This is a genomic window from Microbispora hainanensis (assembly GCF_036186745.1).
Taxonomy (GTDB): domain Bacteria; phylum Actinomycetota; class Actinomycetes; order Streptosporangiales; family Streptosporangiaceae; genus Microbispora.
The window spans coordinates 6,878,222-6,902,611 of sequence record NZ_CP108086.1 but is presented as its reverse complement, the minus strand read 5'-3'; the positions used below and the strand labels follow the sequence as shown (position 1 = coordinate 6,902,611).

Below are 24,390 nucleotides of genomic sequence, written 5' to 3'. Positions count from 1 at the left end.
CGCGCCGTCGTGGCCGGCCTGCTCACCGTGACCGGAGACGGCGGCGTGACAGGAGCCCGGCACAGGCGGCGCACCTCGCACTCGATGATCGGCGCGGTGGGGGAGGGCCCGATGTTGACGGCGGCCGGCCGCACCTGCGCCGTGCCCGCCCTGGACGAGGTGGTCTTCAACGTGATCCCGCTCTGCGGCAGCGGAACGACCTGCCCGGCGGCGACGGTCATGGCCTCGCTCACACACTTCTGAACGGCGGGAAAGCGGCGGGCTTCCGGTCCGCTGCCGTCAGGCGTCCGGCTCGCGTACGGCTATTTCTCGGCCGCATATGGCTGGACGGCGTTTCGGTCGTGTTAGCGCGGCAGTCATTCCGGCTGTCGACCATTCCCGGTGGACGTTCGCCTCGCCGCCCCCGGGGAGCATCATGGATCCCGCCCTCAGCCGCCGTGCCTTCCTCCTCACCTCCGGAATGACCGCCTCCGGGGTCGCGCTGGACATCGCGCTTTCCTCCGTCCCGGCCGCCTCCTCGGCCGTGACACCGTCGACGGCCGCGCTCATGACGACGGTCCACACCGTCGCGCGACCGCGCGGCGCCAGTGGGTATCGCCGGCTGTCCGACGGCCCCGGCTGGCGGCGGGTGACCCGCACCGAACTGGCCGCGGCCAAGAAGGACAGGGCCGATCGCCGCACGGTGCTCGCCTGCTTCGTCCAGTTCACCGACCTGCACATCACCGACGTGCAGAGCCCGCAGCGCTACGAGTTCCTGCGCGCCGCCGACATGGGCTCCTGGCGCCCGCAGGAGACGCTGACCGCCGTCGGAGCCGTCGCGCTGATCGAACAGGTCAACGCCCTGCGGTACGGCCCGGCCACCCGGGCGCCGATCGGCTTCGTCATGACCACCGGCGACAACACCGACAACAACTCCCGGATCGAGCTGGAGTGGTTCCTCACCGCCATGAGCGGCGGGCGCTTCACCCCCGGCACCGGCGACCCGGGCGCGTACGAGGGCGTGCAGGGCTCCGGCCTGGGCCTCTACTGGCAGCCCGAGTCAGGCGTACGCGACATCGACAAGCGGGCGGGGTTCCCGCACCTGGAGGGCTTCCTGGAGGCGGCCGTCCGCGAGGTGAGCAGCCCCGGCCTGGCCGTGCCGTGGTATTCCACCATCGGCAACCACGACCAGCTCTTCGGCGGCGCCTACTCCGCGGCCGGCGGCTTCTTCGCCGACCTGGCCACCGGCTCGCGCAAGCTGTTCGACCTGCCCGCCTCCGAGGCCGGCGCCGTCTATCGGGCACTGCGCCATGGCGACCCCACGGGCGCCCGCTTCCGCGCCGTGTGGCGGCACTACCGGCGCAGGGCCCGCACGGTCACCGCCGACGAGCGCCGCGCCCCCGTGAGCCCGCACGCGTACATAGCCGCTCACCTCGATCCGGCGTACGCCGGGCCGGGACCGGTCGGCCACGGCTACACCCGCGACAATCTCGACAGCGGTCGCCTGGACTACGCCTTCCGGATCGCCGACGGGGTCGTCGGCATCAGCCTGGACACGACCGACCGCGGCGGCGACTACCGCGGATCGGTCGGCACCCGGCAGCTCGCCTGGCTGGAGCGGACGCTGAAGACCCACGCCGCCGACGTCGCGCTGATCTTCAGTCACCACCCGAGCTGGGCCATGACCAACCTCGTCCCCAATCCCGCCCGCCCGCACGAGAAGCGCCACGGCGGCCGGGAGCTGCTGGCGGTGCTGCGGAAGCACCGCAACGTGGCCGCGTGGATCAACGGTCACTCCCATCTGAACAGGATCGTCCCGCATGACGGCTTCTGGGAGATCTCCACCGCCTCCCACGTCGACTATCCGCAGCTGGCGCGGGTGATCGAGCTGGCCGACAACCACGACGGGACGCTGTCGCTGTTCACCACGCTGGTGGAGTCGGCCGCGCCGCACCGTACGGATTTCACCGACCTGTCCCAGAGCGGCCTGGCCGCGCTCTATCGGGAGCTCTCGTTCAACTCACCGGGCCTCCGGAGCGGGCTGGCGGGTATGCCGGGTGACCGCAACACCGAGCTTCTGGTGAAGAAGCGCTGACGGCGCGTCCGCGTCGAAAAGCGCCGACGGCGGTGGTGGAAAGCGCGGCGGTCACCCGGCATCACCGTCACAGCGTGACGGTCGAGACGACGGCGTCGGGGTCGATCGCAGCGTGAGGTCGACACAGGGGGTGTCATCGTCTGCGGACCTCCGGCCGCCACGCCCATCCCGCGCGCCGAGCGCGACGCCGTGTTCGCAGGCACGGTCGCGCGGGTGTATCGCCTGTGACGTGCGATCACCCGGGCAGGGACGAGCATTTCCGGCCGCCCGGGAATCCGCTCTGTCTGCTCCGTACGACAAGCCCACCACAGTGACGGCGGCCGGGGATCGTCGCGGAAGCTCTTCCCCGAGGTGGACGTGGTGGTCACGCCGCCTTTGCCTCACCCTTGCGCCCACATCGGCGGCCCGAGCTTCGACCGTCCACATCGCCGGCCCCAATGATCACCGTGGGACGGCGGTGTCGGCCATGGGGCGGGCCGAGCCCGGCACGTCGGCCGGTCGGTTGGGACCGGTGCCGCGGACCGGGGGGCCGCCGGCCGGGGTCACGGACTGGGGCGCGGCGTCTTCTCTCCGCTCCGAACCGCATTAGGCGGCCCTATGGCGGGCTCAGCTCAGCAGATGGTTCCAGGTGATGGCCTGGTTAAGGACGTGGGGGAACTTCTTCATCCCGTATCGCGTGTAGGCCTCGACATGTTCGCGCATACGCTCCTCGGAGCTGGCGGCGTCGCGCTTCGCCAGCGCCTGGTAGATCTCCTCGTGCGCCTTGAGGATGGCGGAGCGGCGGTGGCTCGGATAGTCGATTCCGATCGCGGTGCCGTCCAGGATGCCCAGAAGCGACTCGACGAGGTACGCGAACAGCACGTTGCCCGACGACCACGCGATGATGTCGTGGAACTTCTTGTTCTCCTCGAGGAACAGCTCGCGGTCGTCCAGGCTGCACCGCATGGACTCGATCGTGCCGGCCAGTTGGTCGAGCTGGGCGTCGGTGATGTGCTGCGCGGCCAGCCTGCCGATCATCGGCTCGACCGCGTTGCGTACCTCGACGATGGTGCGATACTGCGCGTGGTTGAGCTGCATGAGCAGCATCAGGGTGTTGGCCAGGTTGGACGCGGTCGGGGCGGTGAGCACCGGGCCGCCACCGGGCCCGGGCTTCAACGTGATGACGCCCTGAAACTCCAGCAGACGCAGGGCTTCGCGCAGGGTGCCGCGCCCCGTCTCGTATTGTTCGAGCATGCCGCGTTCGGACGGCAGCAGGTCACCGGGGGAGAGGCCGGCTCGCATCGCGTCGCGGAGGATGCGCTGGGCCACGAGCATCGCCGCTTTCGGTGCGCGGGTGGTGGTCACGGCGGCTACCTTTCGAAGATTACCATAGTCACCATTATAAGGAACGATCGGCTAATTCGTAGCCCCGGTGAGGGACGGCGGGGAACTCCTTCCCGCGACAGGCCGCGCCGGGGAGCCCGGCCCTCGGTGGTCCGGCTTGTGGCCGGTCACGCAACCTACGCCTCGTGATCCCTTCCGAGGGCGGCGTGGTGCGGAGATCGTGCGGCGGTACGGCGGCAACTGTCCATGTTCCATTATCCATGTTAATGATAGTCATTCTAACTGGTGTGTGAGGGTGAGTGACCAGCGTCTCGCGGATGTGCCGGCGCGGGAACGGTCCAGATCACCTGGCCCAGTCGATGAACGCACGCATCGAGTGCCTATGCGGTCGCAGGGCTCGGTCGGTGTTGCAGGGCCGTCCGCGGGCGGCCGTCACCGTCCGCCCTGTCGGAAGCGAGAAAAATCACAAAGGGCCGTCAACGCCGGGTGAAGGAATTCGGGCGGCGATTTCGGTGGGATCTTCCGTCCCGAATACCCACCACTGTCCTGCGCTTGCTCTTCCTCCGGTGCCGGGCGTCGTCGTGGCGCACTCACTCTGTCCGTGCGAGCCGTCGTGCCGCACCGGCTTCCTCCGTGAGGAGATGCTGGCCGCGCCTGAGAAGAAGCCCGTTGCGGTCGTGCCCGTCCCGACCGGTCCTGGTCCCGCATGTCCGCTGGCGAGCAGTGTTCCAGCCGCAGGCCAAACAGCACGATCGTGCCGCCGGCGGGAAGGCAAGTCGGCCGCAGCGCCGGAAGGAAGCCTGCGGTACTCGCGATCCCGTGGAATAGTTGGCGTCTTGTCCGGTCGAATGGCGTACCGCGGACGGGAGGGGCGCTTCCTCCGGTCATCGCTTCATGAACGTTTCCGTCTGCGTTGACCGGTCACTTAAGCTGTGATCGAATTTATGGTCAACGACTCGCAGCGCGCCGAGCGAGTGGGCGGATCGTTCTCCCTCGTTCGGCGCATGGGGTGCCCGCCTCGCCGTGAGGCTCTCGTATGACGAGGCGTGGCATGTATCCGCGGACCGTGCGAAAATATATGTATCATTGTATTGGTAATGATCGACGGGTTGGCTTAGAGGGGTGAAATGTCTCAGCCGCACATCAAACGGGGGCTCAAGGTGGCCGAGGCGGTTGCTCAGGACATCGTGCGCAAAATCGGCGCGGAGCGGATGCCCCCGGGCACGCCCCTGCCTCCCGAGTCGCAGATGCTCGAGGAGTACGGCGTCGGCCGCGGCTCGCTGCGCGAGGCGCTGCGGATTCTCGAGGTGCACGGGCTGATCATGCTCAAGCCGGGCCCGCGCGGCGGCCCGATCGTGACCGGGGTGAGCCCCGTCGCCTTCGGCCAGATGGCCACGCTGTACTTCCAGGCGCAGCAGATGACCTTCCGCGAGCTGGTGGAGGCCCGGCTGGTGATGGAGCCGGTGATGGCGCGCCTGGCCGCGGAGCGGCGCGACCCGGCGAAGCTGGCCGAGCTGCGCCGGATAGCCGAGGGCACACCGGTCGACGACGAGCCGCGCTACTTCGACTCGACTAGGGACTTCCACCAGTTCGTGGCGTCCATGTCGGGCAACGGCATGCTCAACCTGTTCGGTGGCGCGCTGAGCGAGATGTTCCGGGCCAAGGTCAGCGGGGTGCTGTTCCCCAAATCGCGGCGCTCCGAGGTGCGCGACGTCCACGCTCAGATCGCCCTCGCGATCGAGGAGGGCGACGCCGACTCGGCCGAGCGGTTGATGCGCGAGCACATGGAGGAGTACGCGAACTACGTGAAGCGTCGCCACCCCGTCCTCATGAACGAGGTGGTGGGCTGGCACTGAGAGCCGCGGCGACCGCCCGGGTCATCTCGCACCGGCCGGTTCGCGGTCTCATTCCAGGCACGAGAAGCGCCCTCGCTGAGCCTTCCCCCGCCGTACGCGGGACCTCTCCTGGTCACGGTCAGGGAGGGCCGCGACTCGTGCGCTGACGAGGTCGCCGAGGGCGCCGCGAGCAGTCGGCCCCGGTGCGGGCCTTGTCCGCGTCGTCATCGATCAGCGGCTCGCGTCGGGTGACCACGTCGCGGTCTCGCGTGCGGCCGAGCCGCTCGATTTCCTCTCGCTGAATTCGCCGTACGGCGCGCCGGATCGGCGGGGCCCCGCCATCAGCGGCAGCAGGAACATGTCGGCGCCGAAGTCCATGTCGCCATCGAGCGGCGCGCGCCGGCAGCGGCTGCGGGGCCGGCCTGCTGCCCGGGCAGTCCTGAAAACTCAGACCGATGAGTAGCCGGCATCGCGTGCCGCCCTCACCTGCTCCCGCGTCCGCTCGTCGCCTTCCACATATGCCCGATGCCGCGCGCGTCTGCCCGTGTCCCCCGCGCGACGCGGTGAGCCGGGCGGGCCGGGCGGGACGGGCGGGACGTCGTTCATGACAGCCAGGCCGAAGCGCGGCGGTCACAGGCAAGAGCTATCTATGCGAACCATTACGCCATACATACGGCTTGCCGAGAGTGCGCTCCGCAACCCTGCCCGGTCGCCGCCGTTCCGGCTCCTCCCGCTTGAACCATACTATTATAATAGTTAGTAGTGTTTGGCATGGTGATCCCGTGCGGCGACTCCAGGAGGAACACGACCATGGCTGAGGCACGGGACGGCACGTCGGCAGCGGGCGGATCCGCAACCTTCTCATCCCCGGGTTCGAGCCGCACGGCTACAGCGCCGAGACGCTCGGCTTCTACCGGCTGCCCTTCTTCGTCGAGCGGGTCCAGCAGCTCGCCGAGGTCGTCCATCGCGGCGGCGCGGTGCTGACGTCCCAGCTCAGGATTATCGGCGCCAGCGCGACGACGAGTACGGCGGCTCGCTGGAGAACCGGGCCAGGTTCGCGGTCGAGGTGCTGACGGCCGTACGCGAGGAGATCGGCGACGGCATGATGCTCGGCGTGCGCTTCAACGCGTACGAGGAGGCGCCGGGCGGTTATAACGCCGCGGACGGCGTCGAGATCGCGCAGTATCTGGAGTCCACCGGGCTCGTCGACTTCCTGCACGTCGTCGTCGGCTCGACCTGGGGCGACCCCAGCTACATCCAGCCGCAGTACTACGCCCCGGCTCAGTGGTCCGCGCTCGCGGGCGACATCCGCAGGAGCGTGCGCATCCCCGTCGTCTACACCAGCCGGGTCACCTCGGTCGACGTCGCCGAGCGGGTGCTCGCGGACGGCCACGCGGACGTCGTCGGCATGGCCCGTGCCCTCATCGCGGAGGGCGAGATGCTGACCAAGGCGCGGGAGAACCGCCTCGACGAGATCAGGCCGTGCATCGGCGGCAACGACTGCATCAGCCGCCGCTACGTCGAGGGGCTGCCGTTCGGCTGCGCGGTCAACCCGCACGCGGGCCAGGAGGTCGACGGGCCGTGGGCCCGCGCGGCGCGCCCGCGCCGCGTTCTCGTCGTGGGCGGCGGACCGGCGGGCATGGAGCTCGCCGCGCTCGCCGCCGAGAGCGGGCACACGGTCAGCCTGTGGGAGGCGGACGGCGAGCTCGGCGGGCAGTTGCGCATCGCGGCCGAGGCTCCCAGCTACGACCAGTACCGCCGCTACCTCGACTGGCAGGCGCGCCGGCTGGAGCGGGCGGGCGTCGAGATCCGGTTCGGCATACGGGCCGACGCCGACGCGGTCCTGGCGGCCGGCGCGGACGTGGTGGCGGTAGCGACGGGCGTGACCCCGCACCGGCCGCCGATCGACGGGGTCGACGGCGCGAACGTCCACGACATCCGTGCGGTGCTGCGCGGCGCGGCCGTCGGGCGGCGCGTCGTCGTCGTGGCCCAGGACGACCATCTGCCGCCGCTGAGCGTGGCCGACTACCTCAGCGAGCGCGGGCACGAGGTGATGCTCGTGTACGCGACGCCGGGGCCCGCCCAGTTGCTCGGCCGCTACATCGTGGGCGGCATCCTCGCCCGGCTGTACTCTCGGGACGTGCGGCTCCGCTTCCTGGAGGAGGTGACCGGGATCTCGGACGGAGCCGTCCGGGTGGCCAACGTCTACTCCAGGCGGACCGAGGAGATCGCCGGCGTCGACTCGGTTGTCCTGGCGTGCGGAGGCGACGCGGACGACGCGCTCTACCAGGCGCTCCGGTCGCGGCATCCGGAGGTGCACGCGCTCGGCGACGCGTTCGCCCCGCGCCGGCTGGTCGCCGCCACCCGCCAGGCGTACGCGCTGGCGAAGGAGCTGCAGAAGTAGGGGAAGGCGCCCGCGCCGGAGACGCCACCGGTGACGGATGCCGGCTCCTGGCACACCTCGCCGCCCGGGTGCTCCGGTGCGGCCGGGGCTCACCCCTCGCCCGGCGAGCTTTCCGCCGTCCGGCCCGGCGACGCGGCGGGGCGTGCGGGGAGCGGGGAGCCGAGCCCGCGGCCCGGCCGGAAGACGGGCACGATGCACAGGATGACCAGGCTGATGACCAGCAGCGTGGCGTAGCCGGCGTCGAAGCCGCCGGTGAGGTCGTGCAGCAGGCCCAGCATCAGCGGGCCCGAGGCCCCGCCGATGTAGCCGACGAGGGTGACCATGGCGCTGAGCTGGGTGGCCTCGTCCCGGTCCGCGGCGGCGTCGATGATCAGGACCAGCCCGAGGGAGAAGCTGCCGCCGATGCCGAGGCCGAACAGGCCGACGGCGGGGATCGCGAGCGCCGCCGGCGCGGCCACCATCCCCGCCAGCCCGAGGGCGACACACGCCAGGGAGACGGCCAGGAGGGGCCGCCGGTCCCGGGTGTGGTCGGTTATCGGGGGCAGGGTGAGCATCGCGACCAACTGGACGAGCTGGAAGAGGCTGAACAGCGCCGCCCCGTCCTGCGCCGGCAGCCCGCGTTCCACGTACGAGGGGGCGATCCATGCCAGGCCGCTGAACCCGACGATCGTCTGCAGCACCGTGTAGAGGGTGATCCAGCGGGCCGTCGCGCTCTTCCACGGGGACCGTCGCGGCTTCTCCCGCGCCGCCTCGGCGGCGGGCGTACGGGACAGGCGGGGGAGCAGGGCGAGCCACGCGAGCGCGGTCAGCGCGGCGGCGACGCCCCAGGCCCCGAGGGCGGGCCGCCAGCCGCCGAGCCGTTCGGCGAGCGGCCCGGCGGTCCAGGCCGCGAGGGCGACCCCGCCCGCCATCGCCGTCGAATACAGGCCGGTCGCCAGGCCGGGCAGGCGGGGCAGGTGATGGGTGATGAGGCCGGGTATCAGCACGGACACTCCGCCCATGCCGAGGCCGGCCAAGGCCGCCGACACCAGCAGCACGGCGATCGAGGTGGCCTGGAACCGCATGAGGCAGCTCAGGGAGAGCGCCCCGAGCAGCACGGCCGTCGCGCTCTCCGCGCCCGTGCGCGCGGCCAGGCGGCGTACGACCAGGGCGGACAGCCCGATGAAGACGACCTGGGCGGAGGTGAGCAGCGCCTGCGCGGTGGCGGGCAGGCGCAGGTCGTCGCTGATCCGCCCGAGCAGCGGGGGGATGCTACCCATGCCGGCTCGCAGGTTCAGCCCGATGACGGTCACGGTCAGCAGGAGCAGCCAGGCGGGCAACGGGCGGACACCCGCGGCGTTCCGGCCGGCCTTCGTCGCCACGGACGTCCGGTCTGCCTTCACAGTTCTCCGTTTCTTGTACGGCTGTCGCGGTCCGGCCCGCACCGGGCGGCGAACGGACCGTACGGCCGGGCTGGTCGTGGTCGCGGCCGTACGGTCGGGGGAGAAGGGAGAAGGGAGAAGGACGCGTTCAGGGAGTGGACGCGCCGCCCAGCTCGCCCGAGACGAGGTAGGCCAGGGTGATGCCCCGGCCGAGGGCGAAGCCGCTGTTGTAGCCGCTGCCCATCGTGGTGAGCGCCGCGACGGACCCCACGGCGTACAGGCCGGGGATCGCGGCGCCGGCGTCGTCGAGCACGTGGCCGTCGCCGTCGATGCGGACCCCGCTCGACCCGATCCCGGTGCCGACGAACTTCAGCCGCAGGCCGTGGAACGGCGGCCGGCTGATCTCCCCGAGCACCGGGTTCGGCTGGTTCTGCGGGTCCCCGGCGAACCGATTGACGTAGGTGACGGTGCCGCGCCCGAAGTCCGGGTCCTCGCCGCGGGCGGCGTGCTCGCTGAACCTGGCCGCGGTCAGCTCCAGCTGCTCGCCGTCGATGCCGAGCGCCTCGCCCAGCTCGCGCAGCGTCGGCTTGGAGACGACCCAGCCCTCGGGATACTCGCCGCCCGGGGGCGTGGCCGCGAGCCCGTACTTCTGGCGGTGCCGGTCGTCCCAGATCAGGAAGAAGGGCAGGTGCCTGTCGTCCCGGTCGAGGGTCTTCGCCACGATGTCGACCCAGTAGGAGTCGTTGCAGTAGCGCCGCCCCGTACGGTCGACGATCATGCTGTGCGGCATCGCGAACTCGGGACCGTAGCCGTAGCCGGTGCCCACCTGCGACTTCCAGCCGGGCAGGATCGGGACGCTGGTCGCCGGGATCTTCGCGATCGCGCCGCCGACCGAGGCGGCGAGCCTGATGCCGTCGCCGCGCAGTGACTCGGGGGCCACGCTGCCGAAGTCCTCGGGGTCGAGCCCCAGGAACTCGCGGACCAGCTCGGGGTCCCAGTCATAGGTGCTGGTGGCGAGCACGACCGGGCCGCGCAGCTCGACGGGCCCCTGCGGCCCCTCGGCGCGGGCGCCGACGACCCGTCCGCCGTCGTCGCGCAGCAGCTCCATGACCCGGTGGGAGAGCCTGATCTCGACCAGGTCCTCCTTGAGCAGCCGGGCCAGGAAGCACGCGACGACGCCGGTCCCGAAGGTCAGCGGGTCGCCGCCCGCCGCCTGCCGGTGGTGGTGCTCGCGCCCGCCGGCCTGGCCGAAGGCGGGCACCCCCGCGTGGTCGGCGATCGTGGTGTCTTCCTCGGAGTCTTCGACGTACGAGGCCCGGCGGCCCTTCAGCAGCATGTCCCGGTAGGTGGTGCCGATGGGGAAGTAGGGGCTGACCCGCAGCCGCTCCCGCCACTCGCCGAGCACGCTGCCGTCGATCACCTCGTTGGTCAGGTAACGCCCGGCATCGAGCGCGCCGTCCGCCTCGTTGTGGTAGTCCGCGAGCCCGGGGATGACGGTCCACCGGATGGCCCCGACGTCCTCCCAGTGTTTGACCGCCAGTGGTGAGGTGTTCAGCCAGCGCAGCAACGCCTGCTCGTCGAGGACCTCGGGGTGTTCGTGGGCGATGGCCCTGACGTAGCGCTCCGTGGTGCTCAGGTCGTCGTTGATCCCCTCCCTGGCGGCGACGTGGTTCGCGCCGCACCACACCTGGCCGCCCGAGTACGCCGCCGCGCCCCCAACGAGCTCGCTGGCTTCGAGGACGATCGCAGGCCGCCCGTGCAGGGCTACTCCGAGCGCCGTGGCCAGACCGGAGAGCCCGGCGCCGACGACGATGACCGGCTCCGTGCGGGCCTCTTCCTGCTTCGTGTCGACCGTCATCCGTTCTCCTTCAAGGGATGTGAAGCAGCTAACAAGGAATATGATGAGCATGGTTTCTGTCAAGGCTCACCGCTCGGACCTGCGCTTCCAGTCGATCAACGACGCTTTCGCATCTGTTTCTCAGAGTCCTCCGCAAGGTATGGACATGGCTGAATATTGATGCTTATGATCCGCAGCTAGTGCACAGCAAAGGCGGTGTGTGCGTGGGCTCCGCCGCCCTCAGGAAGCGAGCATGCATGTGTGACCATGGCGCCATCGAGAACGTTCTCAATCGCTACAGCCTGGCCTACGACGAGAACGACATGGAGGAGATGGCCGACTGCTTCACCGAGGACGCTGTCCTCACGATGCGCATCCAGGACGGCGACCTCATCGGCCCCTTCGAGGGGCGCGAGGCGATCGTCCAGCTGATGAAGGACTCCCTCGCCTCGCAGAACGACCAGCGCCGGCACCTGACCACCAACCTGATCATCCGCCAGACCGGCGACGACACCGCGACCGCGGTCTCCTATCTCACTCTCATCGCCATCCAGGACCAGAAGCTCAACGTCTTGTCGACCGCCAAGTACGACGACGAGCTGGTCCGCGGGGACGGCGTGTGGCGCCTGAGCAAGCGGCACATCGCCCTCGACCTTCCGTACTGAGCGTTCCGAGGCAGGTGTTCACATGAACCAAGGGCTCATCCCCGCCAAGTGGGCCGCGCTGACCCCCAACGGGCAGGCCGTCTACGACGTGCCGAACGACCGCCGCGTGTCCTGGCGCGACTTCGACGCGATGGTGCGCAGGCTGGCCAACGGGCTGCGCGGCCTCGGCCTGCAGCCGGGCGACCGGGTCGCGATGCTGTCGCGCAACTGCGTGGAATACCAGGCGCTGTACTTCGCGGCCGGCCGCGCCGGGCTGGTGACCCAGCCGCTCAACTGGCGCCTGGCCGTCCCCGAGCTCGCCTCCATCGTGCTGGACGCCTCGCCAAAGGCCGTGATCAGCGCGTCCGAGTGGTCGGGCGTCATCGAGCAGCTCCAGCGTGAGGTCGACGTGCCGAACTGGCTGCAGTTCGGCGACGACAGCGACGGAAGCCTCGACCGCCTGATCGCCTCGTCCTCCGACGACGAGCCGGAGGGGTCGTCCAAGGTCGCCGACGACGACCCGTTCTTCATTCTCTACACGGGCGGGACCACCGGGCAGTCGAAGGGGGCGCTGCACACACATCGCAGCGCCGCCGCGGGCATGCTGAACCAGACCGTCGCCGAGCGCATCGTGCCCAGCGACGTCTACATGCTCACCGGGCAGATGTACCACATCCCGATCGTGCTCGCGATGAACTACATGAAGCACGGCTGCCCGCTGGTGCTGGTGAACTTCGAGGCCAAGCAGGCCCTGGAGATCATCGAGGCGGAACGGGTCTCCGCGTTCCTCGGCATCACCACGATGCTCAACTGGATGATGGCCGTGCCCGGCTTCGAGAACTACGACATCTCCAGCCTGCGCAACATCCAGTACGGCGGCGGCCCCATGCCGTCGAGCATCGTCCGCCAGGCCCTGGAGATGTTCCCGTGCACCCTCATCCAGGGGTACGGACAGACCGAGGGCACCACCATGTGCTTCCTGTCCCAGGAAGACCACGCCAGCGCCATCGCCGGCATCCGCCCGGAACGGCTGCGCTCCTGCGGCCGCGAGGGCTTCATCACCACCGTGCGGGTGGTGGACCCCTCCGGCAACGAGGTGCCGCGGGACGGCAAGACGCCCGGCGAGATCGTCGTCCGCTCCGAGGCGAACATGATCGGCTACTGGAACCGCGCGGACCTGACCGCGCAGACCCTGCGCGACGGGTGGATGTGGACCGGCGACGTCGCCACCTGGGACGAGGACCGGTACGTCTTCATCGTCGACCGGGCCAAGGACATGATCATCTCCGGCGGCGAGAACATCTACAGCGTCCAGGTGGAGGAGGCCATCGCCCGTCACCCCGCCGTGCTGGAGTGCGCGGTGATCGGTGTGCCGGACGAGGAGTGGGGCGAGTCGGTCAAGGCGGTGGTGGTCCTCAAGCCCGGTATGCAGGCCACCGAGCAGGAGATCATCGACCAGGCCCGCAAGCACCTGGCGAGCTACCAGAAGCCCCGCTCGGTGGACTTCGTCGCCGAGCTGCCGAAGGCGCCCACCGGCAAGATCCTCAAGCGTGAGCTGCGCGCGCCGTACTGGGCCGAGCGGGAGCGCAATGTCTGAGCGGACCGCACCGGGACCGTCGCCCGCCGACCCGCGCGAGCACGTCGGGCGGCGGTTCCCCGGGGGAGTCTTCACCGTGGAGCCGTGGCGCGCCTGGCTCGTCGCGGACACGGTCCTCGGCGAGCCGGGCGGCGAGGTGGCGCACCCGCTGTTCGTCTGGCTCGCCGCCACCGGCGCGATGGGCGTCACCTGGGACGAGCTGTTCGCGTGGTTCGGCGCCACCGCGGACGACGGCCCGATGTTCGGCGAACACGAGACCACCGTGCACCGCCCGCTGCGCGTCGGGGCGACCTACCGGGTCAGCGGCGAGATCACCAGCGTGGACCGCAAGAGCGGCCGGTCTACCGGCCCGTTCGACGTGGTCGGCTACCGGCTCCGGCTCCACGACGCCGCCGACGGCGTCCACGTCGCGGACTGCTGGAACTCGATCATCTTCCCGAGGAGGGGCTGATGGACGTCGAGGTGGGCGCCGTGCTGCCCGAATGGCGGGTGCCCTCGGTCAGTGCGGAGAAGATGAAGACGATGGCGGCCCTGCTCGCCGACCCCAACCCCATCCACTTCGACGTCGCCGCCGTGCGGGCCCTCGGCCTGGGCGACCGGCCCGTCAACCAGGGGCCGCTCAACATGGGCTATGTGATGAACATGCTCGCCGCCTGGAGCGGCGGCCACGACCGGCTGCGCCGCTTCCGGGTCCGCTTCCTGCGCAATGTCTTCGCGGGCGACGAGCTGTGCGCGAGCGGCGTCGTGACGGCCGTGCGGACCGAGAACAGGGTACGGCTGGCCGACTGTGACGTCGTCCTCACCGGGGCCGGCGGCGAGCCGGTGCTGAAGGGGACCGCGACCGTCGCCCTGGAACCCGTGACTGAGGAGAAACCGTGACACAGCGCCCCGACCAGCTCACCTTCCGGCTCGCCTACGGCGACTGCGACGTCGTCGGCATCGCGTACTTCGCCATCTACTACCGGTGGATGGAGCGCGCGTACACCTCCTGGCTGTACGCCAACGGCATCCGCAGCGGGGAGATGCAGGAGCAGCTCGGCATCGTCACCGTGGGCGTCAACTCGGGGTGCGACTATCTGCAGACGGTCAAGGTCTTCGACGAGCTGACCTGCCAGCTCGTGCTCGACCGCATCGGCGGCAGCTCTTACACCGTCGGCTACGAGTTCACCCGCGACGGCGAGCTGGTCACCCGCGGGACCATGACGTACGCCTGCCGGGACCTGGAGTGGAACAAGACGCCGGTGCCCGAGAAGCTGGAGGCGCTGCTGCGCACCCTGCCCGGCCCCCGGTTCGGGGCGCGCGATGGGCGTTGACCCGGCGGCGGACCTCGCCGGGCTGGTGGCGGCCCGGACGACGGTCCGCCACCTCCGGGAGGGAGACCTCGCCGGCCTGCTCGCCGAGCTGCGCGGCCTGCGGGACCGGGAGGCGATCCGCGACCTGGCCCTGCTGTACACCCGCGCCGTGGACGACCACGACATCGACACCGTGGTCGGCATGTACACCAAGGACGGCGTGTTCGACCGGCACGGCGACGTCGCCGCCGGTCACGCGGCCCTGCGCGCCGCGTACGCCGGGGCGATGGACATCTACCGGACGACCCTGCACACGCTCGACGCGCACGTCGTCGAGCTCACCGGCGACGACACGGCGGTGGGCTGGGCGGCCGGCCACGCCGAGCTGGTGACGCGGCGGACGACGGTCCTGGCCGCCTACCGGTACGACGACGAGTACCGCCGAGTGGGGGACCGCTGGCTGTTCGCCCGCAGGACGATCGCCTTCATGTACGCCGTGCCGGCGGACGAGCTGGCCGGCGGCCTGTCCGGGACCCACCGGATGCGCTGGCCCGGCACCGCGCCGGAGCCCGCCGACTACCCGGAGTCGCTGCCCACGTGGACGACCTACCGCCGCCGAGACGCGGCCCAGTGAAAAGCAGGCCCAGTGAAAAGCAGGCCCAGTGGAAAGGAGCGGTGTGACGAACTCCCGCGCGACCGCGCCCGCGGTGACGATCGGCGACTGGCTCTCGGGCGCGGCCGGACGCGCCAGTGACGACGCGTTCCTCCTGATCGCGGGGGAGCGCACCGGCTACCGCGAGCTCGACGCGACCGCCTCCCGCCTCGCGGCGGGCTTCCTGTCGCTCGGCCTGCGCCCTGGCGACCGCGTCTGCCTGCTGATGCGCAGCAGCGTCGCCGCGGTGCAGGTGTGGTTCGCCCTGGCCAGGGCCGGGCTGGTCGAGGTGCCGCTGAACGTCGCGAGCGGGTCCTACCTGCTGCGGTACTACCTGGAGAACTCCGGCGCGACCGTGCTGGTCTGCGACGCCGACCTCGAGCCCTTGGCGCGCGAGCACGCCGCCGCCGTGCCGGCGATCACCCATCTGGTGGTGAACGGGGAGGCCGAGCCGGAGATCCCCGAGACCGGCGGCGTAGCCCGCCACCTCCTGGCCGACCTGGCGGCCCATCCGGCCGGCGACCTGCCCGCCGTCAAGCCGGACGACACCGCTGTGATCCTCTACACGTCCGGCACCACCGGGCCGCCGAAGGGGGTGCTGCTCAGCCACCAGGCGAACGTCAACCTCGCCAGGCACACGGTCGACCTGCTCGGATACACGCGGGACGACCGCCTCTACAGCGTCTTCCCGCTCTTCCACAGCAACGCCCGCTACTGCAGCGTGATGGCGGCGATGGAGGCCGGGGCCGACCTGGTGCTGGACCGCAAGTTCTCGGCGAGCCGGTTCTGGGACATCTGCCGGGCGCACGGCATCACCGCGTTCAACTACCAGGGCGCGATGATGAGCATCCTGTTCAAGCAGCCGCCGCGGCCCGACGACGCCGACAACCCCGTACGGCTGGCCTTCGGCGCGCCCTGCCCGCCGGAGATCTTCGACGCGTTCGAGCGCCGCTTCGACCTGCGGCTGACGGAGATCTACGGCAGCACCGAGGTGTCGATCGTCACGGACATGCCGCCCTGGGACCGCAAAATCGGCACGGCCGGCAACGAGTCCGTCAACTACGAGGTCGCCGTCGTCGACGAGCTCGACCGGCCGCTCCCGCCGAACGTCCCCGGGGAGATCGTCGTACGGCCGAAGAAGCCGGGCTGGATGTTCTCCGGATATCACGGCATGCCGGACGCCACCGCGGCGAGCTGGCGCAACCTGTGGTTCCACACCGGCGACCGCGGGCGGCTGGACGAGGACGGCTTCCTGGTGTTCCTCGACCGTGTGAAGGACACCATCCGGCGGCGCGGGGAGAACATCTCCTCCTGGGAGGTCGAGCGGGTCGTCGCCGAGCACCCCGCGGTGGCGCACGTGGCGGCCTACGGGGTGCCCTCGGAGCTGTCGGAGGAGGACGTCATGATCGCCGTCGTGCCGGCGGCGGGCGCCCGGATCGACCCGGCCGAGCTGATCGGCCACTGCGCGGGCAGGCTGACCGCCTTCGCCGTGCCCCGCTACGTGCGGGTGATGGAGGAGCTGCCGATGACGCCGAGCCAGCGGGTGGAGAAGTACAAGCTCCGCGCCGACGGCGTGACGCCCGGCACCTGGGACAGGGAGGCGGCCGCCGATGCCCGGTGACTTCGTGCGCTTCGAGGTGACCCGGCCGAAGGACGGCGTGGCCCTGATCACCATGGCCCGGCCGGAGAAGCTGAACGCGATGGACCAGACCTGGTTCCGCGAGCTGCGCGAGCTCATGGACGGGCTCGGACACGGCGACGGCGTGCGGGCGGCGGTGCTGACCGGCTCGGGCCGGGCGTTCTCCACGGGCGGGGACATCGACATGTTCCACGACCTCGCCGGGGACGTCGCCAAGGTTCGGCCGCATCTGCGCCTGGTCTACGACGCCTTCCACGCCGTCGAGAGGTGCGCCGTCCCCGTCGTCGCCGCGGTGGGCGGCCTCGCCTTCGGCGGCGGCACCGAGCTGGCACTCGCCTGCGACATCGTGCTGGCGGGGGCGTCGGCCCGGTTCGCCTTCAAGGAGCCCACTGTCGGGCTCACCCCGGGGTACGGCGTCGTCCGCGGCCCCGACGTGATGGGCAGACACTGGACGCGCTACCTCGCGCTGACCGGCCGGGTGGTGGACGCGGAGCGGGCCGAGCGGGCGGGGCTCGTGCAGGAGGTGCATCCCGACGAGTCGCTCCTCGACGCGGCCCTGGACCTGGCCGCCGAGATCGCCGCCAACCCGCCGCTGGCGGTGCGGGTCGGCAAGGCGTTCGTCAACCGCGACACCGGCGGCGGCTTCAACGAGTCGGTCGAGGCGGTGGCGCTGCTGTTCGGCACCGCCGAGCACCGGGAGGCCGTGCGCGCCTTCCGCGCCGCCCGCGGCAGGTGAAACGGCCTCAGGGCTGGCCGCCGTCCACCGACAGGATCGCGCCGGTCGTGTAGCTCGACGCGTCGGAGGCCAGATAGAGGGCCGTGCCGACGATCTCGTCGGGGTGCCCGCCGCGCTTGAGGGCGAAGCGCTGTGCCCGCGCCTCGAAGGCGGCCATGTCCCAGTGCTTGCTGACCTCGGTGAAGAACGTGCCCGCCATGATCGCGTTGCAGCGCACCTTGGGGCCGAAGGCGTGCGCGAAACCCACGGTCAGCGCGTTGAGGCCGGCCTTCGCCGCGGCGTAGGGCAGCACATCCGGGCGGGGGCGGCCGGCCGCCGCGCTGCTGATGTTGATGATCGAGCCGCCCTCGCCGCCTGCCATCCGGCTGCCCACCAGCGCCGTCAGCCGGAACGCGCCCTTCAGGTTCACGTCGATCACCTTGTCGAACAGCGCCTCGGTGACGTCGGTGACGTCGTCGTAGACCGGCGACATCCCGGCGTTATTGACCAGCACGTCCACGTGGCCGAACTCCCGGTACACCGCGTCGACCAGCCCGTCGAGCTCGTCCCAGTGGCCCACGTGCACCGCGTACGGCAGGGCGCGCCTGCCGGTGCTCCTGGCGATCTCCTCGGCGTACTCGGCGCAGCTCGCGCCGTCCCGGCTGGCGATCACCACGTCGGCGCCCGCGGCGGCGAAGCCGCCGGCCATCGCACGGCCCAGCCCTCTGCTGCCGCCCGTGACGAGGGCGACCTTGCCGGACAGGTCGAAAGAAGGACTCTGGGGTGCCATGCGCGGCTCCTTCTACACGGGAGGGTCGGTGTTTCAGCCTAACCTAATCATTGCTATGGTTCGCATAGATAAGCAAGACGAGCCGAGCGGGTGATCCGATGAACGCGCAAGACGCCGGTCCCTTCGAACTCCCGTCCCGCTACCGGGACCTGCAGGAAGAGGCCCGGCGGCTCGCGGCCGGGCTGGCCCACCGGGCCGCGGTCGCGGACGAGGCCGACCACATCGACCCCGTGATGCGGGAGGCGCTCGCGGCCAGCGGGCTGGCCGGCACCGTGGTGGCCAAGGAGTTCGGCGGCCGGTTCGACAAGGTCGACTCGCTCGCGGTGACCGTGGTCCGCGAGGCCCTCGCCGGGGTGAGCGCCCACCTCGACTCGCTCTACGCCATGCAGGGCATCGGCAGCTACGCGTTGTGGGCCGGCGGCGGCGACGCGGTGCGCCGCCGCTGGCTGCCCGCGGTCGCGGCGTGCGAGGCGATCGGCGCCCTGGCCCTGACCGAGCCCCAGGTCGGCTCCGACCTCAAGGCGATCACCACCACGATCACCGCGACCGGCGACGAGATCGTGGTCGACGGGCACAAGTCCTTCATCACCAACGCCGGCGACGCGACCTTCTACCTCGTGCTCGGCCGCGAGGGCGACGGCTACTCGATGGTGCTCGTCCCGGCCGGCGCCCCGGGCGTCTCCGTCGCCCATCCGCACCAGATCATCGCCCCGCACGTGCTCGGCGACGTGATCTTCGACCACGTACGGGTCCCGGTCGGCCACCGGATCGGCGAGCCGGGCAAAGCGTTCACGCTTGCGCTCGCGACACTGGCCACATTTCGCGTCTCGGTCGCCGGCGCCGCGATCGGCCTCGCCCAGGCGGCGCTCGACGAGGCGGTGCGGCACACCACGGGACGCGACCAGTTCGGGGTGCCGCTCGCCCGGCTCGGCCCGGTGCCGAACCTGCTCGCCATGTCCTGGGTCGAGATCGAGATGGCGCGGTCGTTGACCTACCGCGCCGCCGCGGCCGCCGCCCGCGACCCGCTGGCCAACCTGCACCTGTCGTCCATGGCGAAGGTGGGCGCGACGGAGGTCGCCGGCCGGGTGGTCGACCGCGCCGTGCAGGTCATGGGCCGGTTCGGCCTGGTCCGCGGCAGCCTGATCGAGCGGCTCTACCGCGAGGCCAGGCCGATGCGGATCTACGAGGGCGCGACCGAGGTCGTCCTCGACTCGCTCGCCAAGCAGCTGGTCAAGCCCCACCTGCGGAAGGACACGCAATGATCATCGATGCCCACTGCCACGTGTGGCCGGACCACATCGCGGCGAAGGTGCTCGCCGGGCGGCCGGCCGGGCTGGATCCGGTGCACGACGGGACCCTCGACGGCCTGCGGCGCACCATGGACGCCGCCGGCATCGACATGGCGATGTGCCTCGGCGTGGCCAACCTGGCGCGTACCGTCGACCGTACGAACGAGTTCATCGGGTCGGTCGACCGGTCGCGGTTCATTCCATTCGGCACAGTGCACCCGGGCCTGAGCATCGAGGAGAACCTGGCGTCGCTCAAGCGCCACGGCATCCGCGGCGTCAAACTGCACCCGCTGTTCCAGGAGCTCTCGCTGGGCGACCCGGCCGTCGTGGAGCTGCTGCACGCGCTGGCCGAGGAGGGGATCGTCGTCATCACCCACGCGGGCGCGGGCGGCGACGAGGCGTCCAACGAGCGCGGCCACCCCCGTCACCTGCGCGCGCTTACGGACGGCGTCCCGAACCTGACGCTCATCGCCTGCCACTACGGCGGCTACCACCGGCTCGACACGGCCGAGGAGCTGGTCGTCGGCTCCCGCGTCGTCCTGGAGACCTCCTGGCCGCCGCGGCTGGCCGACCTCGACCCGGACCGGCTGCGGCGCATCGTCGCCGCGCACGGCGCGGACCGCATGGTGTTCGGCTCCGACTGGCCGATGGCCGACCCGGCGGCCGAGATCGCGGCGGTCCGCGCGCTCGGGCTCACCCGGCAGGAGGAGGACGCGATCCTCGGCGGCACGCTCGCCAGGCTGCTCGGCATCGTGGAAGCGGACTGAGATGGACCTGGTCATCGTCGGCGCGTCCCTCGCCGGTGTGCGGACCGCCCAGGCGCTGCGCCGCAAGGGCTTCGACGGGCGGATCACGCTGGTCGGCGCCGAGCCGCACCTGCCGTACGACCGGCCCCCGCTGTCGAAGGACTTCCTGCTCGGCAAGACCGACAGCGCGGCGCTCACCCTGCTCACCGCCGAGCAGGCGGAGGATCTCGGCCTCGAGCTGCGCCTCGGCGAGCCCGCGACCGCGCTCGACCGCGCCGCCAGGCGCGTGCGGCTGAGGAGCGGCGACGCGGTGCCGTACGACATCCTCGTCGCCGCGACCGGCTCGACGCCGCGCACGCCGCCGGTCGAGCTGCCCGGCGTCCACGTGCTGCGCACGATCGACGACGCGGTGGCCGTACGCGACGCGCTGGCGGGCGGGCCGCGGGTCGCGGTCGTCGGCGGCGGCTTCATCGGTGCGGAGGTGGCGTGCGCCGCCCGCGCCCTCGGACTGGAGACGACCCTCGTCGACTCCGCGCCCACCCTGATGACGCGCGGCCTGGGCCCGGTGCTGGGCGAGGCGATGGCGGCCAGGCACCGCGCGCTCGGCGTGGCGCTGCGGATGGGCCGCACCGTGCGCGAGGCGCGCGGGTCGTCTCGGGTGGAGGAGCTCGTCCTCGACGACGGCTCGGTCGTGGCGGCGGACCTGGTCGTCGCGGGCATCGGCGCCGAGCCCGCGGTCGGCTGGCTGGACGGCGCCGGGCTCGACCTGACCGACGGCGTCGGCTGTGACGCCCTGCTGCGCGCGACCGGGGCGGAGGACGTCTACGCCGTCGGCGACGTGGCGAGCTGGCGGTCCACGCGGTACGGCGGTCCCGTGCGCGTCGAGCACTGGACCGCCGCGGGCGAGCAGGCGATGGCGGTGGCCGCCACCATCACGGGCACGCCGACTGCCTTCGACTCGCTGCCGTACGTCTGGTCCGACCAGGCGGGCGCCCGGCTGCAGATCTTCGGCCGCGTCATGCCGGGCGACGAGGTCGTCTTCGTTCTCGGCGGTCCGGAGGAGGAACGCTTCGCGGCGATCACCGGTGGCGCGGGGCGGCTGCACGCGGTGGTGGCGTTCGGCGCGCTCGCCGAGGCGATGCGCTACCGCACGCTTCTCCTGCGGGGGGCCGAATGGGTGCCCGGCCTGGGCGTTCCCCGGGCGTAGCCCGTCGTTTCCCGTCGTTTCCCGAGCTTCTCACCGACAGGGATCAGCACATGTCTGTCCACCTCGAACAACTCGAACGTGTCGTCATCCGGATCGCGGGCGACTCCGGCGACGGCATGCAGCTGACGGGCGACCGTTTCACGCACGAGACCGCGCGTTTCGGCAACGACCTGTCCACCCTGCCCAACTTCCCCGCCGAGATCCGCGCGCCCGCCGGGACGCTGCACGGCGTCAGCTCCTTCCAGCTCCACTTCGCCGACCACGACATCCTGACGCCGGGCGACCGCCCCGACGTGCTGGTCGCGATGAACCCCGCCGCGCTGAAGGCGAACCTCGGCGACCTGCCGAGGGGTGCCACGGTCATCGTGGACACCCACGACTTCACCTCGCGCGCCCTGGCCCGGGTGGGCTGGACCTCCGACCCGCTCACGGACGGCACGCTCGACGCCTTCACCGTGCACGCCGTCGACCTGACGCAGCTCACCCTCGACGCACTGGCCGGCACCGACCTCACCCGCAAGGACGCGGCGCGCGCGAAGAACATGTACGCCCTGGGCCTGCTGAGCTGGATGTACTCCCGGCCTGTCGAGGGCACGATCCGCTTCCTGCGCCAGAAGTTCGCCAAAACGCCGCGGATCGCCGAGGCCAACGTGCGCGCCTTCAAAGCCGGCTGGAACTACGGGGAGACCACGGAGGCGTTGGTCGCCCACCAGGTCAAGCCGGCGCCGCTCCCGCCGGGGGAGTACCGCAACATCACCGGCAACCTCGCCCTGGCGTACGGGCTCGTCGCCGGGGCGCGGCGGGCGGGGCTGCCGCTGTTCCTCGGCTCCTATCCGATCACCCCCGCCTCCGACATCCTGCACGAGCTGAGCAAGCACAAGCGGTTCGGCGTCACGACCTTCCAGGCCGAGGACGAGATCGCCGGAGTGGGGGCGGCGCTGGGGGCCTCCTTCGGAGGCGCGCTCGGCGTCACCACGACCTCCGGGCCGGGCGTCGCGCTCAAGTCGGAGACCATCGGCCTGGCGGTCAGCCTCGAACTGCCGCTGGTGGTCGTGGACGTGCAGCGCGGCGGCCCCTCGACGGGCCTGCCGACCAAGACCGAGCAGGCCGACCTGCTGCAGGCCATGTTCGGCCGTAACGGCGAGGCGCCGGTGCCGGTGGTGGCAGCGTGCTCACCCGCCGACTGCTTCGACGCGGCCGTGGAGGCGATCCGTATCGCGACCGCGTACCGGACCCCGGTCTTCCTGCTGTCGGACGGCTACCTCGCCAATGGCTCGGAGCCGTGGCGGTTCCCGGCCCTGGAGCAGCTTCCCGACCTCACCGTGGAGTTCCCGACCGCGCCCAACGGGCCGGACGGAACGTTCCTGCCCTACCTGCGCGACGAGACGACGCTGGCCCGGCCGTGGGCGGTCCCCGGCACGCCAGGGCTGGAGCATCGGGTGGGCGGCATCGAGAAGGCCGACGGCACCGGCCACATCTCCTACGACCCGGACAACCACGAGCGCATGGTGCGCCTCCGCGACGCGAAGGTGCGCGGGGTCGCCGTCCCCGATGTGGAGGTCGACGACCCCGGCGCGGACGCCAGAGTGCTGGTCCTGGGCTGGGGGAGCACCTTCGGATCGATCGGCGCGGCGGTCCGGCGGGTCCGGCGGGCGGGTCACGCCGTCGCCCGGGCGCACCTGCGGCACATCAACCCCTTCCCGGCCAACCTCGGGCAGATCCTCGCCCGATACGACAAGGTCGTCGTTCCCGAGATGAACCTCGGCCAGCTCGCTCTGTTGCTGCGGGCCAGGTTCGTGGTCGACGTCGTCTCCGTGACCCAGGTCAGGGGAATGCCCTTCCGCGCCGCGGACCTGGCCCAGACCCTGCAAGGAGTGATCGAGGATGACTGACACCGTCGCGGAGCGGGCGGCCGGATCCGTCCCGGCCCTTCCGTACGTGCCGCTGAAGGCCAAGGACTTCAAGACCGACCAGGAGGTGCGCTGGTGCCCCGGCTGCGGTGACTACGCCATCCTCGCGGCCGTCCAGGGCTTCCTGCCCGAGCTCGGCGTCCCCCGGGAGAACATCGTGTTCATCTCGGGCATCGGGTGCTCCTCCCGGTTTCCGTACTACATGAACACCTACGGCATGCACTCCATCCACGGGCGGGCGCCGGCGATCGCCACCGGCCTGTCCACCTCGCGCCCGGATCTGGCGGTATTCGTGGTCACCGGGGACGGCGACGCCCTGTCCATCGGCGGCAACCACCTCATCCACGCCCTGCGCCGGAACGTCAACCTCACGATCCTGCTGTTCAACAACCGCATCTACGGGCTCACCAAGGGGCAGTACAGCCCGACGAGCGAGCGGGGGAAGATCACCAAGTCCTCGCCGTACGGCTCGCTGGACAACCCGTTCAACCCGGTCTCGCTGGCCCTGGGAGCGGAGGCGACCTTCGTCGCGCGGACCCTCGACTCCGACCGCAAGCACCTGACGTCGGTGCTGCGCGCGGCGGCCGAGCACGAGGGCGCGTCGCTGGTCGAGATCTACCAGAACTGCAACATCTTCAACGACGGCGCCTTCGACCTGCTCAAGTCGCCCGAGAGCGCCCGGGAGTGGATCGTCCCCCTCGTGCACGGCGAGGAGATCCGCTTCGGCGCCGGCGGTGACAAGGCCGTCGTACGCGACCCCGGCACCGGCACGCTCATGGTGGCGGAGGGGGTGGAGCCCGGCGACCCCCGGGTAGTCGTGCACGACGCGCACGCCGCGGACTCCAGCTACGCCTACGCGCTGTCGCGGCTGCCGGAACGGGACCCGCGGCTGACCCCGATGGGCGTCTTCCGCTCCGTGGAGCGGCCGAGCTATGACCGCCTGCTGCGGGAGCAGATGGAGGCGGCGAGGAACGAGGCCCCCGGCGACGACGCCGCGCTCAACGCGCTCATCCGCGGCGGGGACAGCTGGACGCTGTGAGCCGGCTCCGCTTTTCCTGCGCATCAACTCGCTGTT

General features: G+C 71.2%; 22 protein-coding genes. 17 read left to right on the top strand and 5 right to left on the bottom strand.

Going from position 1 to position 24,390, the window contains the following annotated elements; translation table 11 throughout:
- The first annotated feature begins 9 nt into the window (after window positions 1-9).
- Both OHB01_RS31785 and OHB01_RS31780 read left to right on the top strand, forming a co-directional pair.
- Window positions 10-243, top strand: a complete 234-nt coding sequence (locus tag OHB01_RS31785) for a hypothetical protein (protein WP_328709890.1) — start codon at window positions 10-12, stop codon at window positions 241-243.
- Between the two features lie 172 nt (window positions 244-415).
- Window positions 416-2,074, top strand: a complete 1,659-nt coding sequence (locus OHB01_RS31780) for a TIGR03767 family metallophosphoesterase (protein WP_328854412.1) — start codon at window positions 416-418, stop codon at window positions 2,072-2,074.
- A gap of 606 nt (window positions 2,075-2,680) precedes the next feature.
- Here the strand turns inward: OHB01_RS31780 and OHB01_RS31775 are convergent.
- The gene (locus OHB01_RS31775; RefSeq protein ID WP_261985885.1) at window positions 2,681-3,418 is read right to left on the bottom strand and encodes a FadR/GntR family transcriptional regulator; all 738 of its coding nucleotides are present in this window, start codon (window positions 3,416-3,418) and stop codon (window positions 2,681-2,683) included.
- Between the two features lie 1,106 nt (window positions 3,419-4,524).
- Here OHB01_RS31775 and OHB01_RS31770 point away from each other — a divergent pair.
- Complete coding sequence (locus tag OHB01_RS31770; RefSeq protein ID WP_328854411.1) at window positions 4,525-5,253, top strand: FadR/GntR family transcriptional regulator; 729 nt, start codon at window positions 4,525-4,527, stop codon at window positions 5,251-5,253.
- Between the two features lie 210 nt (window positions 5,254-5,463).
- Here the strand turns inward: OHB01_RS31770 and OHB01_RS31765 are convergent, their stop codons facing one another.
- A complete protein-coding gene (locus tag OHB01_RS31765; protein WP_187280721.1) occupies window positions 5,464-5,610 on the bottom strand; it encodes a hypothetical protein in 147 nt (48 codons plus the stop codon).
- Between the two features lie 688 nt (window positions 5,611-6,298).
- Here OHB01_RS31765 and OHB01_RS31760 point away from each other — a divergent pair.
- Window positions 6,299-7,636 (top strand): FAD-dependent oxidoreductase, encoded by a 1,338-nt coding sequence (locus OHB01_RS31760; protein WP_328854410.1) that lies wholly within the window; start codon window positions 6,299-6,301, stop codon window positions 7,634-7,636.
- A gap of 89 nt (window positions 7,637-7,725) precedes the next feature.
- Here the strand turns inward: OHB01_RS31760 and OHB01_RS31755 are convergent, their stop codons facing one another.
- Together OHB01_RS31755 and OHB01_RS31750 are read right to left on the bottom strand one after the other, a co-directional pair.
- Window positions 7,726-9,018, bottom strand: a complete 1,293-nt coding sequence (locus OHB01_RS31755; RefSeq protein WP_147944189.1) for a CynX/NimT family MFS transporter — start codon at window positions 9,016-9,018, stop codon at window positions 7,726-7,728.
- 127 nt (window positions 9,019-9,145) lie between these two features.
- Complete coding sequence (locus OHB01_RS31750; protein WP_328854409.1) at window positions 9,146-10,855, bottom strand: FAD-dependent oxidoreductase; 1,710 nt, start codon at window positions 10,853-10,855, stop codon at window positions 9,146-9,148.
- A 236-nt stretch (window positions 10,856-11,091) separates the two neighbouring features.
- Here OHB01_RS31750 and OHB01_RS31745 point away from each other — a divergent pair, with 236 nt between their 5' ends.
- The 8 genes from OHB01_RS31745 to OHB01_RS31710 are packed head-to-tail and all read left to right on the top strand — an operon-like array spanning window position 11,092 to window position 17,394.
- Window positions 11,092-11,499, top strand: coding sequence for a nuclear transport factor 2 family protein (locus tag OHB01_RS31745; RefSeq protein ID WP_147944187.1), 408 nt, complete (start codon window positions 11,092-11,094; stop codon window positions 11,497-11,499).
- Window positions 11,500-11,521: 22 nt separating this feature from the next.
- Window positions 11,522-13,075, top strand: coding sequence for an AMP-binding protein (locus tag OHB01_RS31740; RefSeq protein WP_147944186.1), 1,554 nt, complete (start codon window positions 11,522-11,524; stop codon window positions 13,073-13,075).
- Window positions 13,068-13,526 (top strand): MaoC family dehydratase N-terminal domain-containing protein, encoded by a 459-nt coding sequence (locus OHB01_RS31735; RefSeq protein WP_147944185.1) that lies wholly within the window; start codon window positions 13,068-13,070, stop codon window positions 13,524-13,526. Before OHB01_RS31740 ends, OHB01_RS31735 begins: the two co-directional genes overlap by 8 nt.
- Window positions 13,526-13,954, top strand: coding sequence for a MaoC family dehydratase (locus OHB01_RS31730; protein ID WP_147944184.1), 429 nt, complete (start codon window positions 13,526-13,528; stop codon window positions 13,952-13,954). The genes OHB01_RS31735 and OHB01_RS31730 overlap by 1 nt, the downstream gene beginning before the upstream one ends.
- Window positions 13,951-14,388, top strand: coding sequence for an acyl-CoA thioesterase (locus OHB01_RS31725; RefSeq protein ID WP_147944183.1), 438 nt, complete (start codon window positions 13,951-13,953; stop codon window positions 14,386-14,388). The genes OHB01_RS31730 and OHB01_RS31725 overlap by 4 nt, the downstream gene beginning before the upstream one ends.
- Window positions 14,378-15,001 (top strand): nuclear transport factor 2 family protein, encoded by a 624-nt coding sequence (locus OHB01_RS31720; protein ID WP_147944182.1) that lies wholly within the window; start codon window positions 14,378-14,380, stop codon window positions 14,999-15,001. The genes OHB01_RS31725 and OHB01_RS31720 overlap by 11 nt, the downstream gene beginning before the upstream one ends.
- A gap of 43 nt (window positions 15,002-15,044) precedes the next feature.
- Complete coding sequence (locus OHB01_RS31715; RefSeq protein ID WP_328854408.1) at window positions 15,045-16,640, top strand: AMP-binding protein; 1,596 nt, start codon at window positions 15,045-15,047, stop codon at window positions 16,638-16,640.
- A complete protein-coding gene (locus OHB01_RS31710; protein ID WP_328854407.1) occupies window positions 16,630-17,394 on the top strand; it encodes an enoyl-CoA hydratase/isomerase family protein in 765 nt (254 codons plus the stop codon). Before OHB01_RS31715 ends, OHB01_RS31710 begins: the two co-directional genes overlap by 11 nt.
- A gap of 7 nt (window positions 17,395-17,401) precedes the next feature.
- On the opposite strand, the gene OHB01_RS31705 is transcribed toward OHB01_RS31710, so the two are convergent.
- Complete coding sequence (locus OHB01_RS31705; protein ID WP_147944179.1) at window positions 17,402-18,163, bottom strand: SDR family NAD(P)-dependent oxidoreductase; 762 nt, start codon at window positions 18,161-18,163, stop codon at window positions 17,402-17,404.
- Between the two features lie 98 nt (window positions 18,164-18,261).
- On the opposite strand from OHB01_RS31705, the gene OHB01_RS31700 reads away from it, so the two are divergent.
- From OHB01_RS31700 to OHB01_RS31680, 5 genes are read left to right on the top strand one after another with little or no spacing between them, the layout of a single operon-like run.
- Complete coding sequence (locus tag OHB01_RS31700; protein ID WP_328854406.1) at window positions 18,262-19,425, top strand: acyl-CoA dehydrogenase; 1,164 nt, start codon at window positions 18,262-18,264, stop codon at window positions 19,423-19,425.
- Window positions 19,422-20,219 carry an amidohydrolase family protein gene (locus tag OHB01_RS31695; RefSeq protein ID WP_147944177.1) on the top strand — a complete coding sequence of 266 codons (798 nt, stop codon included), beginning with the start codon at window positions 19,422-19,424 and terminating at the stop codon, window positions 20,217-20,219. Before OHB01_RS31700 ends, OHB01_RS31695 begins: the two co-directional genes overlap by 4 nt.
- 1 nt (window position 20,220) lies before the next feature.
- Complete coding sequence (locus OHB01_RS31690) at window positions 20,221-21,405, top strand: NAD(P)/FAD-dependent oxidoreductase (RefSeq protein WP_147944176.1); 1,185 nt, start codon at window positions 20,221-20,223, stop codon at window positions 21,403-21,405.
- Between the two features lie 50 nt (window positions 21,406-21,455).
- Window positions 21,456-23,297 (top strand): 2-oxoacid:acceptor oxidoreductase subunit alpha, encoded by a 1,842-nt coding sequence (locus OHB01_RS31685; protein WP_147944175.1) that lies wholly within the window; start codon window positions 21,456-21,458, stop codon window positions 23,295-23,297.
- Complete coding sequence (locus tag OHB01_RS31680; protein WP_147944174.1) at window positions 23,290-24,354, top strand: 2-oxoacid:ferredoxin oxidoreductase subunit beta; 1,065 nt, start codon at window positions 23,290-23,292, stop codon at window positions 24,352-24,354. The genes OHB01_RS31685 and OHB01_RS31680 overlap by 8 nt, the downstream gene beginning before the upstream one ends.
- Window positions 24,355-24,390: the final 36 nt, after the last annotated feature.